This window comes from Providencia sp. PROV114 (genome assembly GCF_032704305.1).
In the GTDB taxonomy this organism is placed as follows: Bacteria; Pseudomonadota; Gammaproteobacteria; order Enterobacterales; family Enterobacteriaceae; genus Providencia; species Providencia rettgeri.
In genome coordinates this window covers 2957675-2973690 of record NZ_CP120528.1, presented here as the reverse complement: position 1 = coordinate 2973690, position 16016 = coordinate 2957675, and the positions used below count along the sequence as shown (strand labels likewise).

Annotated in this window: 12 protein-coding genes and 2 pseudogenes; 3 read left to right on the top strand and 11 right to left on the bottom strand. The window is 37.9% G+C overall.

All coding sequences use genetic code 11. The features are described from left to right. Positions 1 to 5 precede the first annotated feature (5 nt). Positions 6 to 1760: a 30S ribosomal protein S12 methylthiotransferase accessory factor YcaO gene (gene ycaO / locus P3L37_RS13275; RefSeq protein ID WP_110731821.1), complete on the bottom strand. Its 1755-nt coding sequence runs from the start codon at positions 1758 to 1760 to the stop codon at positions 6 to 8. 194 nt (positions 1761 to 1954) lie between these two features. Between ycaO and ansB the strand changes: the two genes are divergently transcribed. After that, positions 1955 to 2998 carry an L-asparaginase 2 gene (gene ansB / locus P3L37_RS13270; RefSeq protein WP_109911037.1) on the top strand — a complete coding sequence of 348 codons (1044 nt, stop codon included), beginning with the start codon at positions 1955 to 1957 and terminating at the stop codon, positions 2996 to 2998. A gap of 97 nt (positions 2999 to 3095) precedes the next feature. Here the strand turns inward: ansB and P3L37_RS13265 are convergent. After that, positions 3096 to 3212, bottom strand: a pseudogene (locus P3L37_RS13265) (SDR family oxidoreductase); the annotation flags it as partial. A gap of 2 nt (positions 3213 to 3214) precedes the next feature. Beyond that, positions 3215 to 3361: pseudogene (locus tag P3L37_RS13260) on the bottom strand (oxidoreductase); the annotation flags it as partial. Positions 3362 to 3924: 563 nt separating this feature from the next. Between P3L37_RS13260 and chiP the strand changes: the two are divergent. Beyond that, positions 3925 to 5322, top strand: coding sequence for a chitoporin ChiP (chiP, locus tag P3L37_RS13255; protein ID WP_109911038.1), 1398 nt, complete (start codon positions 3925 to 3927; stop codon positions 5320 to 5322). 176 nt (positions 5323 to 5498) lie between these two features. On the opposite strand, the gene P3L37_RS13250 is transcribed toward chiP, so the two are convergent. The 8 genes from P3L37_RS13250 to ybfF all read right to left on the bottom strand — a co-directional run bounded on the left by P3L37_RS13250 (position 5499) and on the right by ybfF (position 15102). Continuing rightward, the gene (locus P3L37_RS13250; protein ID WP_004909525.1) at positions 5499 to 6032 is read right to left on the bottom strand and encodes a polymer-forming cytoskeletal protein; all 534 of its coding nucleotides are present in this window, start codon (positions 6030 to 6032) and stop codon (positions 5499 to 5501) included. Positions 6033 to 6680: 648 nt separating this feature from the next. Continuing rightward, positions 6681 to 7130 (bottom strand): ferric iron uptake transcriptional regulator, encoded by a 450-nt coding sequence (gene fur / locus P3L37_RS13245; RefSeq protein WP_004256285.1) that lies wholly within the window; start codon positions 7128 to 7130, stop codon positions 6681 to 6683. A 268-nt stretch (positions 7131 to 7398) separates the two neighbouring features. After that, positions 7399 to 7926, bottom strand: coding sequence for a flavodoxin FldA (gene fldA, locus P3L37_RS13240; RefSeq protein ID WP_004256261.1), 528 nt, complete (start codon positions 7924 to 7926; stop codon positions 7399 to 7401). A 154-nt stretch (positions 7927 to 8080) separates the two neighbouring features. Beyond that, positions 8081 to 8374: a LexA regulated protein gene (ybfE, locus tag P3L37_RS13235; RefSeq protein WP_004909532.1), complete on the bottom strand. Its 294-nt coding sequence runs from the start codon at positions 8372 to 8374 to the stop codon at positions 8081 to 8083. Positions 8375 to 8543: 169 nt separating this feature from the next. Further along, positions 8544 to 10643, bottom strand: a complete 2100-nt coding sequence (locus tag P3L37_RS13230; protein ID WP_109911040.1) for a type I secretion system permease/ATPase — start codon at positions 10641 to 10643, stop codon at positions 8544 to 8546. 3 nt (positions 10644 to 10646) lie between these two features. After that, entirely contained in the window at positions 10647 to 11975 is a 1329-nt protein-coding gene (locus P3L37_RS13225; RefSeq protein ID WP_004909537.1) for an HlyD family type I secretion periplasmic adaptor subunit, read from the bottom strand. Further along, the gene (locus P3L37_RS13220; RefSeq protein ID WP_110731823.1) at positions 11972 to 14077 is read right to left on the bottom strand and encodes a peptidase domain-containing ABC transporter; all 2106 of its coding nucleotides are present in this window, start codon (positions 14075 to 14077) and stop codon (positions 11972 to 11974) included. Before P3L37_RS13220 ends, P3L37_RS13225 begins: the two co-directional genes overlap by 4 nt. 242 nt (positions 14078 to 14319) lie before the next feature. After that, entirely contained in the window at positions 14320 to 15102 is a 783-nt protein-coding gene (gene ybfF / locus P3L37_RS13215) for an esterase (protein ID WP_110731824.1), read from the bottom strand. A 324-nt stretch (positions 15103 to 15426) separates the two neighbouring features. On the opposite strand from ybfF, the gene seqA reads away from it, so the two are divergent. Further along, entirely contained in the window at positions 15427 to 15972 is a 546-nt protein-coding gene (seqA, locus tag P3L37_RS13210) for a replication initiation negative regulator SeqA (protein ID WP_109911042.1), read from the top strand. The last annotated feature ends 44 nt before the right edge of the window (positions 15973 to 16016 follow it).

The window sequence follows — 16016 nt, the reverse complement described above, 5'->3', positions numbered from 1 at the left end:
TCACATTATGCATTATCACGCTTTGCTTTTTGCAGCTTTTCATAAGCAGCCAGCAAAGCTTGATGCGCAGGAAGTGCTTTAAGTTCTTCGTCAATAGACCACAAGCCATAGAAGCATGATTCCCCAGCGATAGCGGCTGATGCAGCATCTACTGCCTCTTGACCATACATACGCACAAAGGCGTTGTAGTATTGCGCAGGGTCACGTTCTTCTTCTTGAGATAACAACAACAGGGTTTGCAAGCAACGATAATAATTTGCGCGCTCGGCAGTAAATACTGAGCTATTGAAGTCTTGTGTCCATTCAACCCAAGCAAGTGCTTGTTCAAGATCACCACCCGCTAGTGCCAACATGGATTTTAGTTCACCAATACGCAGGTTACTCCACCCATTGTCTTTACCTACTGCCAAACCAAGTAATTCACGAACACGGGTAAAATCATCTAAACCGTCGTCATCTAATTGCTCGATAAGGGCAAGATAGTCTTGTTTTTCCCATTGGCTATCAGGTAGGTTGATAATGGTGTCGCGTAAATAAGCGCCCATCGCGTTATTGGCGATATGTAAGTCTTCAACTGGGTAAATATCAGACATACCTGGGACTAAGATTCGGCAAGCGTAGACACCCAAGTGGTTATAATCTGCAATATAGACTTCAGCATCTAATGTATTGAAAATACTGATAAGTGTTGCAAACTCTTCTTGAGTTGTGCCTTTAAAGCTCCAATCTGCAAAGGCATAATCGGCATCATCTTTAAACAGATCCCAGCTAATTAAACCGCTTGAATCAATAAAGTGAGTTTCAAGATTCGTGTGCTCAGCCACTTCTTCGTCATCAAAGGTCGGTGCATTAAACACATCGAGGTCTTTTAAGCCACGGCCTTGCAGTAATTCCGTGACGGTACGCTCAAGGGCAACACCAAAGTCGGGGTGAGCACCAAATGAGGCAAAACAAGTCCCATTTTGTGGGTTAAATAACACCACACAAATCACAGGGTACTGGCCACCGAGTGATGCGTCATAACAGAAAATTGGAAAACCTTCTTTTTCTAAGGTTTCAACCGCTTCAACTACCGCAGGGTAGCGTGCCATGACGTCTGCTGGGATAGCCGGTAGGCTAATACTTTCAGCAATGATTTTATTTTTTACAAAGCGTTCAAAGACTTCGGAAAGTCCTTGTACACGAGCTTCGTTGGCTGTATTGCCCGCAGACATCCCGTTAGAAACATAGAGATTGCCAACAATATTCATTGGAATATATACAGTTTGGTTGTCTGATTGACGGGTAAATGGCAGTGCACAAATACCGCGTTCTTCATTACCAGATTGCAAGTCAATTAATTGGCTGGCGGCTAAGGCGTTGTCGGGGTCATAAAACTTAATCAAACGATTGTCTAATAACCCTTCAGGTAAGCTATCATCTTCGGTTAATGGGAACCATTTTTCATTAGGGTAGTGGACAAAATCCCCTTCAGCAATAGATTTACCTAGGTAGAAATCCGCAAAGAAGTAATTCGTTGATAAACGCTCAAAATACTCACCAAGCGCTGAGGCTAATGCAGCTTTCTTGCTCGCCCCTTTACCATTAGTAAAGCAAAGTGGGCACGCTTTATCGCGGATATGTACAGACCAAACGTTAGGTACAGGGTTTAACCAAGAGGCTTCTTCAATATCAAACCCTAATTTCTTTAATTTGGTTTGAAATGCATCAATGGAATCTTCAAGAGCGGCATCTTTGCCGGGAATAAAAGTTTGGCTCATTGTCAGTCACTTGTGAATAGAGTGTTTCAAACGGGCTATGATACGGATTTTTGCTGCAAGCCTCACGCTTTTTATTCATTCATAGATAAATCATCTTAAAATTCATTATTTATCCTAAAATAATTGTATAGGTCACATAAAATTCAGCACAATTCCACATAATAACCGAAGTTTATTAATGAAAGGAAAATAGGATGAAAAACAGAAATAAAGCGCTTTTGGCGACATTGGTTTCACTGTTTGCCGTATCCGCTATCGCTCAACCGAATATTACGGTATTGGCGACAGGGGGAACGATAGCAGGTGGTGGTGATTCAGCCACATCCTCCAGTTACCAAGCGGGTAAAGTAGGGATTGATGCTTTAATTAATGCGGTGCCAGAAACCAAAAAAATTGCCAATTTAAGCGGTGAACAATTGGTGAATATTGGTTCGCAAGATATGAATGACCAAGTTTGGCTGGCACTGGCGAAAAAAATTAACCAAGATTGTGATAAAACAGATGGTTTTGTAATCACTCACGGGACTGATACTTTAGAAGAAACGGCATTCTTCCTTGATTTAACCACGCAATGTAAAAAGCCCATTGTCTTGGTTGGTGCAATGCGACCGTCAACGGCTTTAGGCGCTGACGGTCCTTTGAACCTGTATAATGCAGTCGTTTTAGCGACGGATAAGTCTGCTGGAGAGCGCGGTGTTTTGATGGCAATGAACGATAAAGTCGTGCAAGGCCGTAATGTGATGAAAATGAGCACCACTGAAGTACAAGCGTTTGATGCCGTTAATAGTGGGGCAGAAGGCTTTATTCATGATGGTAAAGTTACTTATTTCCAAGCAGCGCAACCTCGTAGTGACAAAGCGGCATTCGACGTCAGTAAGCTCGAAAAGCTCCCTGCGGTAGGTATCGTTTATAACTATGCCAATGCATCAGCAGCTCCTGTGAAAGCCTTGAGAGAAGAAGGGGTTGAAGGAATTGTAAGCGCGGGTGTGGGTAACGGTAATATGTATAAGACTGTCTTTGACGCTTTAGCAAAAGCAGCGAAAGAAGACGTGGTTGTCGTTCGCTCAAGCCGTGTACCAACAGGGTATACGACAAGAAATGCCGAAGTGGATGATAACTTATATGGTTTTGTTGCTTCAGAAAGGTTAAATCCGCAAAAAGCGCGCGTATTGCTGCAATTAGCCTTAACTCAGACTAAAGATCCTCAGCAAATTCAGGCATTATTCGAAAAATATTAATTATCAAAACGAGTATTTATTTCATACAGCGGGGTGCAGTAGCCTGTACCCCGTTAGTTTTGCTGTGACAATAAGGCAATATTATTGAATGCTCGAATTACACAATGTCATCGATAACGCCACCATCAACACGTAAGGCTGCACCGGAAGTCGCTGAGGCTTGTTTAGAGCAGGTATAAACTACCATATTCGCGACTTCTTCGGCAGTCGCTGCAGAGAAACGGCATCATTAACACGTATATTGTTACGGCCATTAATCAAAACTTCTGCGCCACAATTAGCGAGGCCTTTAGCAATTGCATAACCAATTCCAGCTGTTGATGCACTGACTAATGCGCGTTTGCCTGTTAAGTCTATTTTCATTTACGAACTCTTTATATTGAAAAGGAGAGTTCATAATAGCAAATGATAATGCGGTGCTTTTCTTAATAATGCTGTACATTTTATTTGATTATTTATTGAGAAATTTTATAGCTGTGTATGTTATTTTTCAGCATAACAACATTTATCCTAATTATTTGACTCAGTAATCTGATCTATTTTAAGGCAATTAGGTCAATGTGGTGATAGAACTTAGCGAATTCCTGCAGAATAGACGAAATTAAGGAACAATTAGTTAATTTATTGATTTTTTCTTAAACACTTCCTTATACGTATCCCATGCATATTTTTTATATTTATCAATCAATTACTTTTTATTTTTAGCAAGGTCATCATCGGTGATAATGACAGTTAATTAAAATTAATGTGCCATTGATCATATTTTGGCAACAAAGCCTGTATCTGTGTTGATAATTCGCGTTGCAAAAAATAGGCTAAATACATCGCAAGAGATATAACTCATTGTGAATATTTAGATTTAAATGGAAAGTTAAATCGTATTTCGGCCGAAAAATAAAATTAAAAAATATTAGAGGAATACAAGAATGGTTAATAAAAATGTCAATACTGGCAGGAAATTGCTCGTCTTAAAAATTGCAATAGCAATGCTTCCTATTGGTTATCAACCAATCATGCATGCGGAGCAATTTATTGAAGATTCAAAACTTACAGGTGGCCTTTACTACTGGCAACGCGATCGTTCACGTAAAGATTTAGACCCAAATAGCGATAAATATAAAAAGTATGCGGATAATCTTAAACACTCAACATTTAATGCCAGTCTTGATTTCTCATCCGGTTATTTTCAGGACATCATCGGGCTAGATTTAGCGGGTTTTACCGCTATTGAGTTATCTAATAGTGGGCCAGCTGCACCCAATGAAATCGGCTTTAGTGATGCGAAATCACGTTGGGATGAAAAATGGACTGGAGATCGTAGTGGTGTGACTTTTTATAAGGCTGCTGCAAAATTGAAATATGGCCCTTTCTGGGGTAGAGGTGGCTATATTCAACCTACTGGTCAAACTATACTCGCATCCCACTGGAGCTATATGCCGGGTACATATCGCGGATTAGAGGTAGGCGGGGTGTTTGATTTTGAGCAAAATGGTGAACTTAGCATGTCCTATATGTGGACTGACCGCTATAAAGCACCTTGGTACCGTAGCATGTATGACTTTCGTGAAGCGGATGGTGAAACTGGGATCAGTTATTTACACTCAATTGGCTTTAAATATGACTTTAAAAACAATTTAGTCTTAGAAGGGGCATATGGGCAAGCTAAAAGCTATATGGATCAATATTTTGCCAAGGTTTCCTATGCAGTTCCTGTTGTTGACCGTGACTTACGTATGTCTTATCAATTTTATGGTGCAAAAGATAAGGTTTCAGGGGGGGGAGTTAACGATGTTTATGACGGTTTAGCTTGGTTGCAAGCGATGACACTAGGCTACACTTACGATGAATTTGATTTTAAATTAGAAGGAACCTATGTAAAAGCCAAAGGTAACCAAGGTTATTTCCTGCAGCGTATGACCCCCGGTTGGGCAACATCAAATGGTCGCATGGACATTTGGTGGGATGGCCGTTCGGATTGGAATGCTAATAATGAAAAAGCCGTTATGGCCGGTGTCATGTATGATTTAAAAAATTGGGACTTAGCTGGATGGAAGGTTGGAACCTCATATATTTATGGATGGGATGCTAAACCAAGTACCAATAGCCAATATGCTCAGGATGTACGCTTAAAAGAAAGCGCATGGAACTTTGATATTTTATATACCGTACAGTCAGGTCGAGCAAAAGATACATTATTTAAATTGCATTTTACCAAGTATGATAACCATACAGATATTCCGAGCTATGGCGGTGGTTACGGAAATATCTTCCAAGATGAAAAAGATATTAAATTTATGGTGATGATGCCATTCACGGTATTCTAATTAGTAAAATCCTTTAGTAGCAATGACTGCTATAAAGAAACTATAGCAGTCATTTGCCCTGATAGCTAAAGGCTTACCATATATTTTTAATATTGAATGGAATATTAAGACAAGAATAAACACTTATATTAAGAGTTAAAAATAAGGTGAATTTATTCACCTTATTTTATTTTTGATTACAAGGATGCGTTATTTACACTTTCATTGAGTATAAGGGTATCTTGTTTTAATTTATCTTTTAATACGGTAACTTTTTCTGATTGATGGGGTGGGTTTTTAACTTGTGCTTGGCCAGATAAAATTCCCCCTTTTTTAATTGATAAACTACTGTAATGGATAGTACCGTGGATTTCCCCATTATTTTCAATACAAATAGTATCAGATAAGCATTCACCTTCAATACGACCATTAACCACCAGTTCTTTGCAGGTGATATTTCCCGTAACTTGGCCGTTTAACATAACTTTAACCGTATTTTCTTTTCCTGTTATATTTCCAATGACTTTCCCATAGATATGCACTTGCTCATTAGACGTAATATTTCCTTCAAAAATAACGTCCCTAGAGATAATCGTATTCGATTTTTCTTCACTAATAGTCGGAGTTGACAGTGTTATTTGTTCTTCTATTTTTGTAGTCACTTCAGGCTCATTACTTATAGAAGGGGACGTCGCTGTAGGCGTGGGCTTGTTTTGTCTTTTGGTGAACATTTTACTTACCTTTTTTTGATTGAAGTATACGATCAAGAACAGTATTGATAATACAAACGAAAATAAGGTGATAGACGAATAGCTAAAAAACCACCCTATTAAAGTAAGAAACCAGAAGAAAAAACTTGTATTGAGAAAAAGATAGGTTTTTTTCATCAGTTAATCTCTTACAAATTACTCAAGTACTCAAGTACTCAATTAGTTTAGTCAATAAATGTAATTACGCATTTAAATGATGATTTAACGTTATGACTACATTTGGATCATTAACTCTCTAATTTGGAGTTGAAATTATAGCAAGGTAATTAAATAATTTTAAATAGTATGAAATGTTTGGAATCATCTATGATGTTATTTATATACCACTTTGATATGTAAAGTATTATTCTAGATAACGGAATATATTTATCTCTGAAATAATATAAGGGTTTTGATTTGAATTGCAACTATTATAGTTTTTATAAAAATCTTGCATTGTTGCTAAAATACAGTGATAAATAATTGTGTTTAAGTTACTTACTAACAATTATCACTAATCGAGTAAAAAAGGGAATATTAATACTTAAAATAAAAAACCCCGATAAAATTGTATTATCAGGGTTTTGGCATTTTTAACCATGATGTTTCATCAACGATGGTTGAATACTATTACTCTTTTGCTTCGTGTGCGTCAGCATTGTCACGGCAATCACCATCTGCGCAATGACCATATAGATATAAACTATGGTTAGATAGTTTAATGCCATGGCGAGCAGCGATATTCTTTTGGCGGGTTTCAATGGATTCGTCAGTAAACTCAATCACTTTTCCACAATCTAAACAGATTAAATGGTCATGGTGATGTTGCTGAGTTAGTTCGAATACAGATTTACCACCCTCGAAGTTGTGACGGGTTACGATACCGGCATCATCAAACTGGTTTAACACGCGGTATACAGTTGCTAACCCGATCTCTTCACCCATATCGATCAGCTTTTTATAGAGATCTTCCGCACTGACGTGGTGGCACTCAGGCTCTTGAAGTACTTCCAAAATTTTTAATCTTGGAAGAGTGACTTTGAGTCCAGCATTTTTCAATGCTTTATTGTTGTCTGTCATGCGGGTTTGTCCTGTATCTTAAATCATAAATTTAACAATAATGAGACATTTTTAACATCAATACAGTTGTCTTCTAAACTGATTTACAATTATAGGCATGGAAAATAAAAATAGAAACCATGCATTGTCTCATTATTTTGATAATCTCTTGAGAACCTATCCTATTAGGATACCTTATCGGTTATTTTAGACTACGCCACTGGCTTTGGGGTTCATTTTGTGTAAGACAGTGGTGTAATCTATGGGTAAGGGTTCTTTATGTAGTCTATCAGCCTAAAATTTCAGCTAAAGACATCTCTTCAGAGATTTGTTTTACCCATGCATCAACACGTTCATCAGTTAGCTCAGGTTGACGATCTTCATCAATAGCTAAACCAATAAAATGGTTGTCATCTGCCATGCCTTTGGATACTTCAAAGTGATAACCTTCTGTTGGCCAGTGACCAACAATAACAGCACCACGTGGTTCGATAATATCGCGGATCGTACCCATAGCATCACAGAAATATTCAGCGTAGTCTTCTTGGTCTCCACAACCAAATAAGGCGACAAGTTTACCTTCGAAATCAATCTCTTCGAGAGTAGGGAAAAAATCATCCCAGTCACATTGGGCTTCACCATAATACCAAGTTGGAATACCAAGAAGTAGAATGTCAAAAGCTTCAATATCTTCTTTGCTGCATTTCGCGATATCGTGAACTTCTGCTACATCTTTGCCTAATCTTTCTTGGATCATTTTGGCAATATTTTCTGTGTTACCTGTGTCACTTCCGAAGAAAATGCCTATGACTGCCATAAAGTGATTAACCTCTTGTTTTTCTAAGAGAGCTAGAGGTGAAAATTCGCCTTCTATAGCCCGTTTAGAACGAAAATAGATAGAATATTACGCCTTATTTTGGCGAAAAAATGTTGCTAAGTCTGTCAAATTTGTGTGATTTATCAAGATAACGTTACTTGAGTATTGATGTATCAACATGTTCAAGTTGTGACATCAAAATTTCTTCGATCAATTCACTACGGCTTATATTTTTATCTTCAGCTAACTGATTCAATACCGCGACAGCGTCTTCGTTCAGTTTCAATTCAACTCTGCGCAATCCCTTCACTTTATCTCGTTTCAGTTGGTTGCGTTTGTTGATCCTCAGTTGTTCATCCCGTGATAGCGGGCTTGTTTTAGGTCGCCCAGGCCTTCGTTCCTCAGCGAACAAATCTAGTGTCGTTCGATCCGTTTGTTCTTTTGCCATGTCTATAACTGCTAAAAGGGTGTGCCAGTAATTCAGCGCGCCATGATACCCTAGCTAATCCCCTTGTGCTATAGCTTCATCAATGATGATTGGGTTTAATTGATTGTAAAATGAGCGCTTTTGGTAAAAAAGCACCACTTGCTATAAGCGTGATGCTTTTTTATTCGTATTATTGTGTCTGCTGGTGCCATAAATTGGCGTATAAACCATTTGATTTGAGTAAGTTTTCGTGGGTATCCATCTCGTGTACTTCTCCTTGGCAAATCACACATATCCTATCAGCGTGCATAATCGTATTTAGCCGGTGAGCAATGCTAATGACGGTTCTTCCTTGAGTAATTAATGGCATATTCTCCATAATGGCGGCTTCTGACTCGTAATCGAGTGCAGAAGTGGCCTCATCGAGAATTAAGATATCGGGTTCGGTGAGTAATGCACGCGCAAGTGCAATCCTTTGACGTTGACCACCTGAAAGATTGGAGCCTTTTTCTGATAAGGGATAATTAAAATTATCAGTCAATGTCATGATAAATTCATAAGCTCCCGCTAATTTTGCTGCGTGAATCACCTGCTCGTCAGTCGCTTGTGGATGACTCAAACGGATATTATCTGCGATAGAACCAACGAATAAGGTACTTTCTTGTAATACGACGCTCATTTTTCGGCGTAATGATACGGTATCTGCGACAGCTAAATCCATGCCATCAACAATAACTTGCCCATGTTGTGGGACATAAAGCCGCTGTAATAATTTCGTTAAGGTACTTTTTCCTGAACCTGAGGGGCCAGTAATACCAATAAATTCACCTGCATTAACCATTAAGGATAAATTATTGAGAACTTCAGGTGTATCAGGTTGATAGCGAAAACGGATATTTTGAAACTCTATTTTTCCGTGAATATTTGATGTATTTGCAATCCCTTTACGTTCATTTTCTACCGGTTCATCAAGAATATCTCCCACTCGGCGTAATGAAATAATGGTATGTTGGAAATCTTGCCAAACCTGGGCAAACCGCAATACGGGCTGCGTAACATGCGCACTTAGCATATTAAATGCCACTAATTCGCCAGGAGAAATTCCACCATTTAATACCTCTTTGACACCGACCCACAAAAGGATCGCAGTCGTTATTTTGCTCACAAATGTCATTAATTGAGAGGCTACTTCACTGCGCATTGATACTTTAAAGCTTTGAGTTAGCTGTTTGCTAAATATTTTTTTCCAACGTTGATTAAAGTATTTTTCTGTTGCGGTTGTTTTGATGGTTTCAATCCCAGTAATACTTTCGGTGAGAAAAGTGAGACCATTTTCATCCGCTTGATAAGATTTTTCAGTTTGTTGGCGAATAATGGGGCCGAGTATCATCCATAAAACAAAAAATACCCCCATTGAGCCCAATAAAATCCAAGCCATCAAACTACTGTAGGAAAATAAAACTGCGACAAAAAGGATGACAAAGATAAAATCAATAAACAGCATCAGTGTTGAGCCCGTTAAAAATTGCCTTATATGGGCTAATTCACGGATTCTGGCAATAATTTTCCCTGTTGGCCTTAGCTTAAAATAATTTAACGGTAAGGCCATTAAGTGGCGATAAATTTTCCCTGACAACTCAGCACTGATCTGGCTACTACTATGACTAAAAATTTTATTACGAATAAAACCATATATCGGTTCTGCAACAGCAATGGCAAAAATCGCCAATGCAATGACATGTAAATTTGAGAGACTGCGACCAACTAACACTTTGTCGATTAAATTCTGAAACAACAGCGGGCTAATTAAGGCGAAAAGCTGAATAATGGCAGAGAGAATAAAAATATTTCGTAATTTAACATGTTGTCGCAAAACAGAGGGAATAAACCAGCTAAAGCCAAAGGCCTTTTTTTGCTCTGGCTCTAATTGCTCCTTAATGAGTAATACATCATATTCAGTTTCTTGATGTCCAATAGAGTTATGAATAGGTTTTCGTTCCTCATTAGTAGGGTTAATGAGAATTAATTCATTTTCTTGGCTAATAACTTGCCAAAAACCATCTATATAGATTAAAGCGGGTAAAGGTAGCGTTATTAATTGTGTGTATCGTGCAGTAATAAGCTCGGTTTCATACCCCAATGTATGTGCACACTCTCTAATTTCCCACTCTGTAGGAGATATAGTTTGCATACCAATTGCGTGCCTGAGTTGATCTGATGAAACATTGTTTTGGTAATATTTAGCCACCCAAACTAAGGCATCCAAGCCATGATTATTAAACTGTTCCATCGATTATTTTTCTCTCATCGCGTTTGAGGTGTATTCATTAATAGGGCTAAGCAAGTAGTCAATAATACGGCGTTTATCCGTTTTTATTTCTGCCACAATGGATAAACCGGGAGTCAGTTCAATAGATTCACCATCAACGGATAGTTCTTTTTGGTTAAGACCAATTTGCCCTAAGAACACTAATCCAAGCTTTTCATCGAGAGTACTGTCGCGCGATATGGAAATCACTTCACCTTCAATCGTGCCATAACGTGTGTAAGGGAATGCATCTATTTTCACCTCTGCTCTCAACCCTTCATGGATGAACCCAATGTCTTTGTTCAAGATTTTAATTTCAGCTAATTGAACATTATTGTTAGGAACAACAGCCATTAGTTGCTGTGCGGGTTGCAATACAGCTCCTAAAGTGTGTGTAGCAAGCTGTTGAATAGTGCCATCAACGGGGGCTCGTATAATTTCTAATTGATTTCTTTCTTTATTTTTTAATAGTTCTTGCTCAAGAGAAGCTCGTTTAAAGTCAGCTTGTTTGTATTTCTCATCCCACTCTTGGTTTTTTTGGGCTTTTATCCGGTCTATTTTTTCATTTAAGGCATGGTGCTGGCTTTTCAGAATTGAAAGCTCAGATAATTTGGTCACTTTTTCTTTTTTAGCGATTAATAGCTCTCGCTCTTGTTCTAAAAATTCCTTTTGACTGATTAACTGTTTTTCAGTTAACGAATGGTGTGCATCGAGGCGTTTTTTGATATTGACAATAAGGGAGTTGATGGTAAGTAATTCATCTTTTCGGGCTTGTTGATTGACGGTATTCAATTGAATTTCATTATTAAGTTCATTCATTAATGAATCAAATTCTAATTTTTGTGTTTGATAGCTAGCCCGCGTGTTGTTTTGCTCTAGTTCAGTTAATTGATTAAATAGAGGTAACTGCTCAATAGGCTGTTGTGAAATCAATGCTTGATAAATTACTATTTCGGCCAAATGGAAGTTGTGTTGATAATTTAAACTTAGAATATCTTGGTCAACACCTAACACATTGACGGTAATTAAAGGATCGCCTTGTTTTACTGTTTGCCCATCAGTAACATGAATATGTTCTAAACGGCTTAATTCAAACGCTTGAATTAATTGTGTTCGCCCTGAAACAATAAGTTTACCCTGCGTGGTGGCTTGAATATCCAACTTACCAAAAAACGACCAAGTCACAGCAAGAAAAATACCCACACTAATAGAAATAGCGACGTATAGTGCCAAGTAAGATGGGGGAGTTTTTAATATCGCCAAGTGTGAAGGCAAAAAGCTGTTATAACGGTTTTTGTCTAATCGATGTTTCATTTTACGTCCATGTCTGATTTCAGAGACTGCTGTAGAGTCCACAAGTGTTTATAAAAATTACCTTGTTCAATAAGTTGCTGATGGCTACCTTGCTCAATGATTTCACCATGTTGCATCACAATAATCCGCTGGTGATGGCGAATGGTTGATAAGCGGTGAGCAATTGTGATGACGGTTCTTCCTTTGGCAATGAATTGCATATTTTCTTGAATAACTGCTTGGGATTCGTCGTCTAAAGCGCTAGTCGCCTCATCAAAAATAATTACTCTAGGGTTTGAAAGCAGCGTTCTAGCAATTGCAATGCGTTGGCGTTGACCGCCAGAAAGAGATGATCCCCCCTCAGCAAGAACAGTGTCGTAGCCTTTGGGTAATTTCAAAATAAATTCATGTGCTCCCGCCATTTTGGCAGCATGAACCACTTCATCCATGGAGGCATTAGGTGAGGTTTGAGCAATATTATGAAAAACAGATTGGCTGAATAAGAAATTCTCTTGCAACACAATACCAATTTGCTGACGAAGAGAGTGTAAGTTAATCGCGGATATGGGAGTGCCATCCACAAATATGGTTCCACTTTCAGGGGTATAAAGCCGTAGTAATAATTTAGCAAGAGTGCTCTTGCCTGACCCTGATGTGCCAACAATGCCAATGGTTTCTCCCGCTGCAATATTTAAATTAAAGTTTTTTAGAACAAACGGCATGTTCGGTTGGTAGCGGAACGAGATATTTTTTAGGTTTAAATGCCCTTGAAGAGGTAATTTATTTTCTTGCTGAGATTGTTCGATGGGTAAGTTGATAATCTGGGAAAGTTTTTCGATAGCGACGCTCGTGCGAATATAGTCTCCCCATAGCTTGGTCAGTTTGATGAGAGGCTGGTTAGCATGGTTAACCATCATATAAAAAGCAATAAGTTGGCCAATTGTCATCTGCAATGCTAAAACTTCAGAGGCACCAACCCACAATACAATCGCACTGGTAATTTTTTCGATAGCCATTACGAGATGCTCGGAACGGGAGCTAATTTGTCCTGCTACAAAGTTAGTTTGGCTCATATCTGAGGTTTGACCATCCCAGCGACGCGTAAAATTCGGTTCGACGGATAAACTTTTGGCGGTTTCTATCCCATTAATACTTTCGGTCAAAAAAGAGGTATTAATGGCGATATTAGTAAACTGTTGCTGTGCGGCAGACTCGATTTTAGGCGTTAGCCACCAAGCCAATAAAAGATAAAAAGGAATAGAGCACAAAAATATTATTGTGAGTGTTGTGGATATTAAATTCATCACGAAAATGAATACAAATAAAAACAACACATCAACACATAGCGTGAAAAAACTACTGGTTAAAAATTCGCGAATAGTTTCGAGCTCTTTTACGCGAGTGACAATCGCGCCTATTTGCCTACTTTTAAAAAAGGGAATAGGCAATCTCAATAAATGATTAACTAGCTTTAAGCCGAGTGTCATATCAATACGGTTAACTGTATGATGGTAAATATATTCACGTAACCCTTTTAACGTTACTTCTATTAGTGCAGCAACCATTAACCCAAAAATTAAAACGTCCAAGGTGACTAAGCTATTATGAACGAGCACCTTATCCATAATCACTTGCATAACAATAGGGGAGACTAATGCGAGGATTTGCAATATAAATGAAAAAAATAAAACCCACAAAATAATGGATTTGTATTTCATAAATTCAGCTTGGAACCAAGTGATGTCAAATTGCCCTTGTTTAAGGCTTACCTGTAACCAATGGCCACTCCATTGTTGGTTTAGCTCGTCAATGCTCCATATCTCTGGCGGTTTATTCCCAAATTGCTGAATGAGAACTTGTTCTTGATTGCGGTTAGCTAATAGAAAAGCTACGCCTTTGGTATTATATAAAATTGCTGGGCAAACGATTTTAGCTATATTTTTATCTTTCTGATATTTATTCCTACAGCGAATGTTGTGTTTCGATTTAATAATGTTAATTTTTTCATTATAACCAATAGATTGATTGAGTGTTTGTTCTAGTTCTTTAGGATTTACTTGCCCTGATAACTTAGCAATGACACTAATGAAATATAATGTTGATTTTGATTTTAGACTATCCATTTTCTATATTAATAAATTCCTTAAGTTATTTGAATTTTTAAATCCAAACTTGCATTAATAAAATATGCACTAGATAGTAATAAGGTAGAGTAGAATTTGGATAATACAGGGTTTATAATTCGCTGTGTATTGAAGTTAGTCTTATTGTGTAATTAATAAAGTAATTATATTTAACTACAAATATATTTAAAGATATTGAAAAGATACATGTCTTTCCAATATCTATATTTAAATATGATTAATTATTCAGGATCAGGAATAGATAAAAAGCGATGGATAGCTCTTAATACATGGTCTGGTTTTTCTGCATGAACCCAGTGGCCCGTATCGGCGACAACCCATGCTTTGGCTTGTGGAAATTGTTGCGCTATTTGCTCTTTATATTCCGCTTGCACATAAGGGGAGTTTCCTCCGGGGATTAACAATACGGGTTTATTCCAAGCGGGTACGGTTTCCCAACCAATAATATGTTCATAATTCGCTTTGAGGGCAGGCAAATTAAATTTCCATTCACCTTGTTTAAAAGATTTAAGCAGAAATTGGATAACGCCATCTTCGTTAATATAATTACGCATAATCACGGTAGCTTCTTGGCGAGTTTTCGCATTTTTTTCCGTGACGGCATCAAGAGCCGCAAATATTTTATCATGACGACGGACTTGGTAAGCGACAGGCGCCATATCAATAGCAACGATGCTATCAATAAAATTAGGGGCGATTGCAGTTGCAGCCATGGCTATTTTGCCACCCATTGAGTGACCAATTAAAATAGCATTTTCGTACCCTAAAGATTTTATTAATGTAATAACATCTTGGGCCATTTGCTGGTAACTCATTTGCTCATCACGGAATGAGTCACCGTGATTACGAACATCAATTTGAATCGTATCGAAATATTGTTGTAAATTACGACCTAAAACACCTAAGTTATTGAGGTCACCAAATAACCCATGTATGAGTACTATAGGGCTATTTGAGATTGGATTTTCAGGTTTATGGATAGTATGGTTAAGTAACACAGTCATATTTATTTGATCAATTCGTCAGTGGTACATGTGGTCTTATCATGTCACGGCTCTGAGTAAAATCCAAATGGTCAAATAAACGGCTATCTTGGCTGAGGTAAGTTAATAGTCGATAACTAGGAGGTTTATAGCCAATAAATTTCAGAAAATTGAATTCGCTCACTGAAGTAAAATATTGAAATTAATGGCATGATAACCCACTGAATTATCTTTGAACTTAGAAAAATGTTTACTTTAAGTTATTGAAATTTTAATTGTTTTGTTTTTTTTAAATCTGTCTTATAATCACACCGCAAATTTTAGTTAAATAAGTACTGGGAAAAAATGAAAACGATAGAAGTTGATGAAGAGCTTTACCGCTATATTGCGAGCCATACACAGCATATCGGTGAAAGTGCATCGGATATTTTGCGCCGTATGTTAAATTTCAAATCCGGGCAGCCAGTACAAGCAAAAGAAATTAGTCAGGAACATGCCGTCATTAAGGCTGAACCTGCGATGAGTACACCCGCTGTTGCATTAAATCCTGTTAGAGTCATTAGAGAGCTTCTGTTATCTGACGCTTATGCAGAAAAAAGTAAAGCGATTGACCGCTTTATGTTGATTTTATCTACCTTATATAGTTTAGATTCAAATCGTTTTGCGAGTGCAACAGAGTTAATGCATGGCCGAACTCGTATTTATTTTGCTGGTGATGAGCAAACATTACTTGCAGCTGGCAAGCAATCTAAGCCGCGTCATATACCAGGAACACCCTATTGGGTGATCACAAATACGAATACTAATCGTAAGCGTAGTATGGTTGATGCAATCATGCAGGAAATGCAATTTCCAGCCAATGTGATTGAAAAAGTTTGTAATACTATTTAAAAACTGACAGGCCACTGGTGTTGATAACAAAGCATCAGTGCTTT

Bases quoted from the DNA above. Each gene is read 5' to 3' on its own strand.
- fur (WP_004256285.1), bottom strand. From the start codon at position 7,130: ATGACAGACAACAATAAAGCATTGAAAAATGCTGGACTCAAAGTCACT.
- seqA (WP_109911042.1), top strand. From the start codon at position 15,427: ATGAAAACGATAGAAGTTGATGAAGAGCTTTACCGCTATATTGCGAGC.
- fldA (WP_004256261.1), bottom strand. From the start codon at position 7,926: ATGGCAGTCATAGGCATTTTCTTCGGAAGTGACACAGGTAACACAGAA.
- ybfF (WP_110731824.1), bottom strand. From the start codon at position 15,102: ATGACTGTGTTACTTAACCATACTATCCATAAACCTGAAAATCCAATC.
- ycaO (WP_110731821.1), bottom strand. From the start codon at position 1,760: ATGAGCCAAACTTTTATTCCCGGCAAAGATGCCGCTCTTGAAGATTCC.
- P3L37_RS13225 (WP_004909537.1), bottom strand. From the start codon at position 11,975: ATGAAACATCGATTAGACAAAAACCGTTATAACAGCTTTTTGCCTTCA.
- chiP (WP_109911038.1), top strand. From the start codon at position 3,925: ATGGTTAATAAAAATGTCAATACTGGCAGGAAATTGCTCGTCTTAAAA.
- P3L37_RS13250 (WP_004909525.1), bottom strand. From the start codon at position 6,032: ATGTTCACCAAAAGACAAAACAAGCCCACGCCTACAGCGACGTCCCCT.
- ybfE (WP_004909532.1), bottom strand. From the start codon at position 8,374: ATGGCAAAAGAACAAACGGATCGAACGACACTAGATTTGTTCGCTGAG.
- P3L37_RS13220 (WP_110731823.1), bottom strand. From the start codon at position 14,077: ATGGATAGTCTAAAATCAAAATCAACATTATATTTCATTAGTGTCATT.
- P3L37_RS13230 (WP_109911040.1), bottom strand. From the start codon at position 10,643: ATGGAACAGTTTAATAATCATGGCTTGGATGCCTTAGTTTGGGTGGCT.
- ansB (WP_109911037.1), top strand. From the start codon at position 1,955: ATGAAAAACAGAAATAAAGCGCTTTTGGCGACATTGGTTTCACTGTTT.